The organism is Pseudomonas sp. 05T35 (genome assembly GCF_056396605.1).
This window is the reverse complement of the sequence record NZ_JBFTLU010000205.1, coordinates 1-7647: the sequence shown is the minus strand read 5'-3', so window position 1 is coordinate 7647 and position 7647 is coordinate 1. Positions and strand designations below refer to the sequence as shown.

At 59.7% G+C, this 7647-nt stretch carries 10 protein-coding genes; 7 read left to right on the top strand and 3 right to left on the bottom strand.

Translation table 11 applies throughout. The features are described 5' to 3' along the window. Positions 1-481, top strand: a 481-nt coding sequence (locus AC1DH9_RS16660; RefSeq protein ID WP_477808445.1) for an isocitrate/isopropylmalate family dehydrogenase, incomplete at its 5' end; no start/stop codon positions are given. 124 nt (positions 482-605) lie between these two features. Here the strand turns inward: AC1DH9_RS16660 and AC1DH9_RS16655 are convergent. Next, a complete protein-coding gene (locus tag AC1DH9_RS16655; RefSeq protein WP_427545827.1) occupies positions 606-1532 on the bottom strand; it encodes a 2-hydroxyacid dehydrogenase in 927 nt (308 codons plus the stop codon). Positions 1533-1805: 273 nt separating this feature from the next. On the opposite strand from AC1DH9_RS16655, the gene gabT reads away from it, so the two are divergent. From gabT to AC1DH9_RS16640, 3 genes are all read left to right on the top strand, one after another. After that, complete coding sequence (gabT, locus tag AC1DH9_RS16650; protein ID WP_427545825.1) at positions 1806-3098, top strand: 4-aminobutyrate--2-oxoglutarate transaminase; 1293 nt, start codon at positions 1806-1808, stop codon at positions 3096-3098. A 95-nt stretch (positions 3099-3193) separates the two neighbouring features. Beyond that, on the top strand, positions 3194-3850 hold the full coding sequence (locus tag AC1DH9_RS16645; RefSeq protein ID WP_477808444.1) for an HAD family hydrolase: 657 nt from the start codon (positions 3194-3196) through the stop codon (positions 3848-3850). A 45-nt stretch (positions 3851-3895) separates the two neighbouring features. Further along, complete coding sequence (locus tag AC1DH9_RS16640) at positions 3896-4384, top strand: Lrp/AsnC family transcriptional regulator (RefSeq protein WP_008055821.1); 489 nt, start codon at positions 3896-3898, stop codon at positions 4382-4384. Between the two features lie 63 nt (positions 4385-4447). On the opposite strand, the gene AC1DH9_RS16635 is transcribed toward AC1DH9_RS16640, so the two are convergent. Further along, positions 4448-4849 carry a hypothetical protein gene (locus AC1DH9_RS16635; protein ID WP_427545823.1) on the bottom strand — a complete coding sequence of 134 codons (402 nt, stop codon included), beginning with the start codon at positions 4847-4849 and terminating at the stop codon, positions 4448-4450. A 100-nt stretch (positions 4850-4949) separates the two neighbouring features. Next, positions 4950-5255, bottom strand: coding sequence for a panthothenate synthetase (locus tag AC1DH9_RS16630; protein WP_427545821.1), 306 nt, complete (start codon positions 5253-5255; stop codon positions 4950-4952). Between the two features lie 309 nt (positions 5256-5564). Here AC1DH9_RS16630 and AC1DH9_RS16625 point away from each other — a divergent pair, with 309 nt between their 5' ends. The 3 genes from AC1DH9_RS16625 to AC1DH9_RS16615 all read left to right on the top strand — a co-directional run. Then, positions 5565-6578 (top strand): GlxA family transcriptional regulator, encoded by a 1014-nt coding sequence (locus AC1DH9_RS16625; protein WP_427545819.1) that lies wholly within the window; start codon positions 5565-5567, stop codon positions 6576-6578. Positions 6579-6740: 162 nt separating this feature from the next. Then, the gene (locus tag AC1DH9_RS16620; protein WP_103317300.1) at positions 6741-7394 is read left to right on the top strand and encodes a peroxiredoxin; all 654 of its coding nucleotides are present in this window, start codon (positions 6741-6743) and stop codon (positions 7392-7394) included. Positions 7395-7413: 19 nt separating this feature from the next. Next, on the top strand, positions 7414-7647 hold a 234-nt coding region (locus AC1DH9_RS16615), incomplete at its 3' end, for a hypothetical protein (protein ID WP_477808443.1).

The following is a 7647-nucleotide window of genomic DNA, read 5'->3' as shown; positions in this document are numbered from 1 at the left end:
GTACTGGGACGAGCGCACCGCATTGATGGCCGCGCAGTACCCGGAGATCACCTGGGACAAACAGCACATCGATATTCTGTGCGCGCGTTTCGTGTTGCAACCGGACCGCTTCGATGTGGTGGTGGCGTCGAACCTGTTCGGCGACATTCTCTCCGACCTCGGGCCGGCGTGTGCTGGCACCATCGGCATTGCGCCATCGGCAAATCTCGACCCGGAGCGGCGTTTTCCATCGCTGTTCGAACCGGTGCATGGCTCGGCGCCGGATATCTACGGGCAAAACATCGCCAACCCGATTGCGATGATCTGGTCCGGGGCGTTGATGCTCGATTTCCTCGGTAACGGTGATGAGCGCTATCGCGCGGCCCATGACGGGATTCTGCAGGCGATCGAGCGGGTGATTGCCGAGGGGCCGATCACGCCGGATCTGGGTGGGAAGGGCTCGACTCAGGATGTCGGGAAGGCGATTGCCGACAGACTCTAAGTCACCCACCGAACTACTGTGGGAGCGAGCCTGCTCGCGATGAGGGCCTGACATTCAGCAGTGATGTTGACTGACAGTCCGCTATCGCGAGCAGGCTCGCTCCCACATTTGGTCTGTGTTTTAGTCAGTAACCTTGGGCTCGATCCACTTCACCCACCATTTTCTCCCCCCGCTCATACCGCCGAATATTCTCCAGCAACACCCCAAACGCACTTTCCGGCTGGGTCATCGCCGCAATGTGCGGGGTCAGCAGAATCTGCGGATGGTCCCAAAACGGATGATCCACCGGGGCCGGTTCTTCCTGTAGCACATCGAGTACCGCGCCGCTCAGTTGCCCGCTGTCCAGCGCCTCGAGCAAATCACTTTCCACCAGATGCCCGCCACGGCCCATGTTGATCAGCGCCGCGCCACGGGGCAGTTGCTGGAACAGCGTGCGGTCGAGGATGCCTTGGGTCTGTTCGGTCAGCGGCAGTACGCACAGCAGAATGTCGCACTGGCTCAGGAACGCCGGCAGCTGCTCGTTGCCGGCATAGCAAGCGACGCCCGGGACTTGATGAGCACTGCGCGCCCAGCCGGACAACGTAAAACCCAGGGGCTGCAAGGTCGCGAGAATCTGCCGGGCCTGGGTGCCGAGGCCCATGACGCCAACCCGTCGCTTGGCCGCCGGTTGCAGCAAGTGAGCCTGCCAGCACCGGGCCATTTGCTGCTGGCGATAGCGCAGCATGTCCCGGTGCAGGCTGAGCACCGCGAAACTGGCGTATTCGCACATGCCGCGAGTGATGCCGGGGTCCAGCAGGCGCACCACCGGCAGGCTTGTCGGCAAGCGGCGCAAGTCCAGTTGATCGACCCCGGCGGACAACGCAAACAACACGCGCAGGTTGGGCAGCCGCGCCTCGAGATCATCCGGTGCCTGCCAGGCGGCGAGGTACTGAATGTCCTTGGGGTCGCCGATGTCCGGCCAGGCGCGCCATTCGATATCCGGGGCATGCTCGGCGAACAGCGCTTTCCACTGTTCGCCGCGTACCGGGTCAGCTTTATAAAGCAGGGCCATGGGCATTTCCTGAAGGGGGGACGAGGCTGTCCATCATCGCGCAACGCCAGCGCAGGATCTGTCGAAAGGGCCGGGTTAAACGCGTTGCACCCGTTTCTATCAGGCATGCCCCGGCAGATTCGGCGGGTTGAAGGAATCTGCCGTTTGGCGGGGTGAAAACAGTCGATCCGAATTTCTCAGGGCGCAAGTTCGGCGTAGTTCGTTTCGCACAAGCCTTAACCTGAACACCATCGCAACCACCTCCCGGTTGCCGGACTCACGATGGGAAATGCCATGAACAGCAAAGTCGACGAAACCCCTCATTTGCTCCGTCAGCGCGATCAATTCGTGCCACGTGGCCTGGTTACCGCTCACCCGTTGGTGATCGATCGCGCCCAAGGTGCCGAATTGTGGGACGTGGACGGCCAGCGCTACCTGGATTTTGTCGGCGGCATTGGTGTGCTGAACATCGGCCATAACCACCCCAAGGTGGTCGCCGCGGTGCAGGCCCAGTTGCAAAAGGTCTCCCACGCGTGTTTTCAGGTGGTGGCCTATAAGCCTTATCTCGATCTGGCCCAGCGCCTGTGTGAAATGATCGGCGGCAACGAAGCCTATAAAGCGGCGTTCTTTACCTCTGGCGCCGAGGCCGTGGAAAACGCGGTGAAGATTGCCCGCGCTCATACCAATCGCTCGGCGGTGATTGCGTTTCGTGGCGGGTTTCACGGTCGCACCTTGCTCGGCACCACGCTGACCGGCATGAGCCAGCCGTACAAGCAGAACTTCGGGCCGTTCGCGCCGGAGGTGTTCCACACGCCGTACCCGAATGCCTATCGCGGCGTCAGCAGCGAGATGGCCCTCAAGGCGCTGGACGAGTTGCTGGCCACCCAGGTCGCCCCTGAGCGGGTCGCGGCAATCATCATTGAACCGGTCCAGGGCGACGGTGGTTTCCTCTCGGCACCGGTGGAGTTCCTCCAGGCGCTGCGTGCCCTCACTGAAAAACACGGGATTGTGCTGATTCTCGATGAAATCCAGACCGGTTTTGGCCGCACCGGCAAGTGGTTCGGTTTCCAGCACGCCGGCATCCAGCCGGACCTGGTGACCGTCGCCAAAAGTCTTGCCGGTGGTCTACCGTTGTCCGGTGTGGTCGGCAAGGCCGGGATCATGGACGCGCCATTGCCCGGTGGCCTGGGCGGTACTTACGGCGGTAACGCGCTGTCATGCGCCGCAGCGCTGGCGGTGATCGACGCCTATGAGCAAGAACAGTTGCTGGCGCGTGGCGATGCTCTGGGCGAGCGTTTGCGTCAGGGGTTGCTGCGCTTGCAGGCCCGTCACCCACAAATCGGCGACGTGCGCGGTAGCGGGTTCATGCTGGCGATCGAATTGATCAAGGATGACGACGCGCGTACCCCGGATGCGGAGCTGAATCAGCGGCTGATCGACGAAGCCCGAGCGGGCGGTCTGCTGGTGATCAAATGCGGCGTGTACCGCAACGTGCTGCGCTTCCTTGCACCGCTGGTGACAACAGAGGATCAGATCGACGAAGCGCTGCAGATTCTTGAAGCAGCATTGGCACGCGTCTTGAACTGAGTTCATGCCTGCTTTGGGCGATACCGCGAGGTATCGCCCGTGAGCATTTATGGAGCATGGGGTGACGGAGTGCATTATTGGAGGCTTGGCGTACCATGGGGCTGACTGATTATCGAGCGTTGCTCATCGATTGCGATGAAGTCCTGGTCGATCGCGATTCGGGAGTCTGGACGGCGCTGCAACCGCTGCTAGACGGCCTTGGCGGTCGCCCGGACAAGGAGCAGGTATTGGCCGAATACAGCGAGGTGGTGCGTGCGCTCTACCCGCGTTTCGGTGAACTGGGCTTCAGTGGCTTGCTGTGTTTCGCCCATCGGCAGCTGGCCGAGCGCTGGGGGCTGCGAGCCAGTTGGGAGGAGGGCATGAGTTTTGCCCGTTCGGTGGCCAGTTGGTCGCTGTTCGAGGATGCGCCCGGCGCGATGTTGTACCTGCGCAAGTTCTATCGCTTGCTGGTGCAGGGCGATCGGGATGCCGAAGATCGAGGGCTGCTCTGTGAGCGTTTGGGGGTCATGCCCGACGACTTCATTTCACTGGCCAGCGATCCCTTGCTGGATCGGGACTGGTTACAGGCCAATGGGCTTRAGGCCCGGGAGATCCTGCAAGTGACCCGACCTTCTGCCGGTCGGCAGGCGACCAGCGATGTGTGCCTGATTTGTCGCGGGCGGGCAAAACCTGCAACGTCGTGTGCGGCGGATTACTGCATTAACAGCATGGCTGACCTGGTGGCTCAGCATCAGCTGTCTTTACGGCGCTGATTTTGCTAGAAGATTGTCCTACAAACGGCAATCAAGAGGTACGCAATGGAAGGTTTAGTGAAACTGGACCGGATCGACATCAGCATCTTGGTTGAGTTGCAAAAAGACGGGCGCATGACCAACGTCAGCCTGGCCGATGCCGTGGGGCTGTCAGCCAGTCCGTGCCTGCAACGGGTCAAGCGACTGGAGTCGGCCGGGTACATCTCGAGTTACAAGGCGCATTTGAACCTGGCCAAGATCACTGACTCGGTCACGGTGTTCACCGAAATAACCTTGAGCGATCACAAGCGCGAAGACTTCGCCAAGTTCGAGTCCAATATCCGCCTGGTGGATGAGGTGCTCGAATGCCATCTGATCAGCGGTGGCTACGATTATCTGGTGCGCTTCATGACCCGCAGCATCCAGCACTATCAGGAAGTGATCGAAAGCCTGCTGGACAAGAACATCGGCATCTCCAAGTACTTCAGCTACATCGTCATCAAGTCGCCCGTGCTCAAGGACGGCGTGCCGCTGCGCAAATTGCTGCGCCATTGAGACGTTCTCCATAAACGCTTGAGCCCGCTGCGTCTTTGCAAGAGACGCACGCCGGGCGGCGCCTCAGGCATCGCGCAACAGGTCGTGGGCGTTAAGCAGCTCGTAGGCAATCTCGGGGTGTTTTTCCAGACCGCGACGAATGGCGGCCGGAATTGACTGGCGGGTTTTGCGGCACAGCCCTGGCAGCTCCAGAAGCTGAATACCGATGCCGCGCATGCTTCGTACTTCGTGCACGCTGGGGGTGATGTGCACACGAATGCCTAATTGCTCGTACATCCGCCGCTGCAGGTGCTCGAGGTCGGCCAGGCTCTGCAGATTCTCCAGCCGGTCGAGCAGGCGTTTTTCCTCCTGGCGGGTCAGGTGCAGGATGCGCAAGTCCGCGCTGGGTATGTCCAGCAACTGTTCGCGCCTGCAATCGCAGGCGCCGGGCGGACAGGGTTGTCGAATCTGGAGAGAGGCTGTCATGGTCTCCAATCATAGCTATCGGCAACCGCAATTGCCCAGCGGGTTTGTCGCGACCCGATAAGGGTGTGGGGCGGACAAAACCACCCCGCACTGATCGCCCTCAACCCCATGTGTTGCCGAGCGCTTCCAGGCCGGCCCTTTGCAGGTCCTGTGGGCTCATGACCAGACGGAACTTGCAGGTGGCATCGAAGTTGAGAAAGAACGGTTCTGCAAAACTGGGGATCTGGGAGGAGTCTTGTACGTCGATCAGGAAAATCCCGCCGCGCATTCCATCCTGCTCGGTAAAGTAGGCCGCCTCCGGTTTGATGCTTTCCAGGATTCGCTCGATGACTTCGCCAACCTTCCCGGCCCTGACGAGCGCGTTGAAGGGTTCATTCGGGCACTCGACCATCATTAGCATTTTCATTATTCGATTCTCTTTTCAGATAGCTGCCTCATCTCCCTGCCTTTGCTCCTGGCACTGATGCCACGAAGCTCGTATTCGACCGCTCCAGCGGTGTGTGGTTAAGCATAGCGAAGCATGAGCTGACGCCCGTCCAGGGTTACGGGCGGTCGTGGCGCTGAAAGTGGATCATGTCACCCGTTTTGCACGGCTTTCAGCTTGCCTGAGCAGTTGCATAATGGTGCTGGTGGTGTTGAAACTTATGCGGTTAGCATTGCGCTTTACCGACGCACCAAATGACAGGTGGGTTAACGCAACCGAGCAGGTCGAACATTGATCGAACGACGCCAATTTAGCGGAGGCATGAAGGGGAAAAACCTTCGCTATCTGAATGAGAATCCCAGCGAGACGGCTCAAATGACCCGGGCAGGATTTCTGCTGCTCGAGCATTTCTCGCTGCCCGCGTTCACCCAGGCGCTGGATACGATTGTTACCGCGAATCTGCTACGCCCCGGGTTGTTCGCTTCCCGAACGTTCGGCTTGAATGACGGGGAGGTCATCAGTGATCTCGGCCTGGTGATTCGTCCGGATGCGCGTTTCGATTCTTCAGCCATTCAGGACCTGGACCTGTTGGTCATTTGTGGCGGCTACCGGACAGAACTGAAGGCGACCGATGAGCTGATCAGCCTGTTGCGAGCAGCGGCAGACCGTGGCGTCAGCCTGGCCGGATTGTGGAATGGCGCCTGGTTCCTCGGCAGTGCTGGCTTGCTGGATGGGTATCGTTGCGCCATCCACCCCGAACATCGCCCCGCACTCGCGGAAATCTCCAAGGCGACGCATGTCACCAGCGAAGCCTTTGTCATTGATCGAGACCGGCTCACCGCTTCCAGTCCCGCGGGGGCATTCCATATGGCGCTGGACTGGATCAAGGGGCTGCACGATAAAGCCCTGGTCGAGGGTATCGAGGACATTCTGGCTTTCGAGGAGTCTCGTTATCGGCGCATCAAACCGGCTGAAAACATCTGTGTGAGCGCGCCATTGCGCGAGGTGGTCAAGCTGATGGATGCCAACCTCGAAGAGCCCCTGGAGCTGGAGCAACTGGCGGTTTATGCCGGCCGTTCCCGTCGACAGCTCGAACGCTTGTTCAAGGAGCAACTGGGCACGACGCCGCAGCGGTATTACATGGAACTGCGTATCACCGAGGCGCGGCGTCTGCTGCAACACACCGAGCTGTCCCAGGTCGATGTGCTGGTGGCCTGCGGTTTTGTTTCACCCAGTCATTTCAGCAAATGCTACAGCTCGTACTTTGGATACAGGCCATCCAAGGAAACGCGACTGGTCAAATGAAAACGACGCCACCGCGAGGCCGGGCCAAGCGATTGTCACGGCTGTCTTGATACGTCTCCTATACTGATTCGCGTTGCCAGGCCAACGCTGGCACCCAACGCCGTCGGGCCCGCCGTCAGGGTTTTGACAGCTTCCCTATCAGTCACTGCAAGGAGATTGAACATGGCAATTCGCATTGGCGATGAAGCACCGGACTTCACTGCCGAAAGTACCGAAGGCCCGATCCATTTCCACGAGTGGATTGGCGACAAGTGGGCGATCCTGTTCTCGCATCCGAAGGACTTTACCCCTGTCTGTACCACTGAACTCGGTTATATGGCCGGACTCAAGCCGGAGTTCGACAAGCGCAACACCAAGATCGTCGGGCTCAGCGTCGACCCGGTCAGTGACCACCGGGCGTGGCTCGGTGACATCGCAGAAACCCAGGGGCATGCGGTCAACTATCCGATGATCGGCGACGAGAACCTGGTCGTGGCGAAGCTCTACGACATGATTCACCCGAATGCCAGCGGCGGCTCACGCACCGCCGCGGATAACGCGACGGTGCGTTCTGTGTTCATTGTCGGCCCGGACAAGAAAGTCAAGGCGATGCTGATCTACCCAATGAGTGCCGGACGCAACTTCGATGAAGTATTGCGTCTGCTCGACTCGCTGCAATTAAACGCCAAGCATACGGTCGCCACCCCGGTGAACTGGCGTCCGGGCGAGGACGTCATTATTCCCACGTCGGTGTCCGACGAAGAGGCCAGGAAGAAGTACCCGCAGGGCTTCAAGACGTTGAAACCCTATTTGCGCACCGTGGCGCAACCGAAGTAACTCAGCCAGCGTCCCTTCCTTGCAACGATTGCCTCAGGCTCGGGCAGGGGAGGGTTGCTTAATTCGATCAATAGCAAGTGGCTGTTTTAAAAACAATTTATGTGGTTTGGGGGGCTTCCCAGACGAAGCGAAAGTTGATAAATTTCCGCGCGTTCTTGCAGAGGCCCTCACGGGGCTTTCAGCAACAGCTACAGGGGCGTCGCCAAGCGGTAAGGCAGCAGGTTTTGATCCTGCCATGCGTTGGTTCAAATCC

Excerpts from the sequence above, each read along its gene's own strand:
- AC1DH9_RS16655 (WP_427545827.1), bottom strand. The coding sequence starts at position 1,532 with ATGGCCCTGCTTTATAAAGCTGACCCGGTACGCGGCGAACAGTGGAAA.
- gabT (WP_427545825.1), top strand. The coding sequence starts at position 1,806 with ATGAACAGCAAAGTCGACGAAACCCCTCATTTGCTCCGTCAGCGCGAT.
- AC1DH9_RS16640 (WP_008055821.1), top strand. The coding sequence starts at position 3,896 with ATGGAAGGTTTAGTGAAACTGGACCGGATCGACATCAGCATCTTGGTT.
- AC1DH9_RS16635 (WP_427545823.1), bottom strand. The coding sequence starts at position 4,849 with ATGACAGCCTCTCTCCAGATTCGACAACCCTGTCCGCCCGGCGCCTGC.
- AC1DH9_RS16630 (WP_427545821.1), bottom strand. The coding sequence starts at position 5,255 with ATGAAAATGCTAATGATGGTCGAGTGCCCGAATGAACCCTTCAACGCG.
- AC1DH9_RS16620 (WP_103317300.1), top strand. The coding sequence starts at position 6,741 with ATGGCAATTCGCATTGGCGATGAAGCACCGGACTTCACTGCCGAAAGT.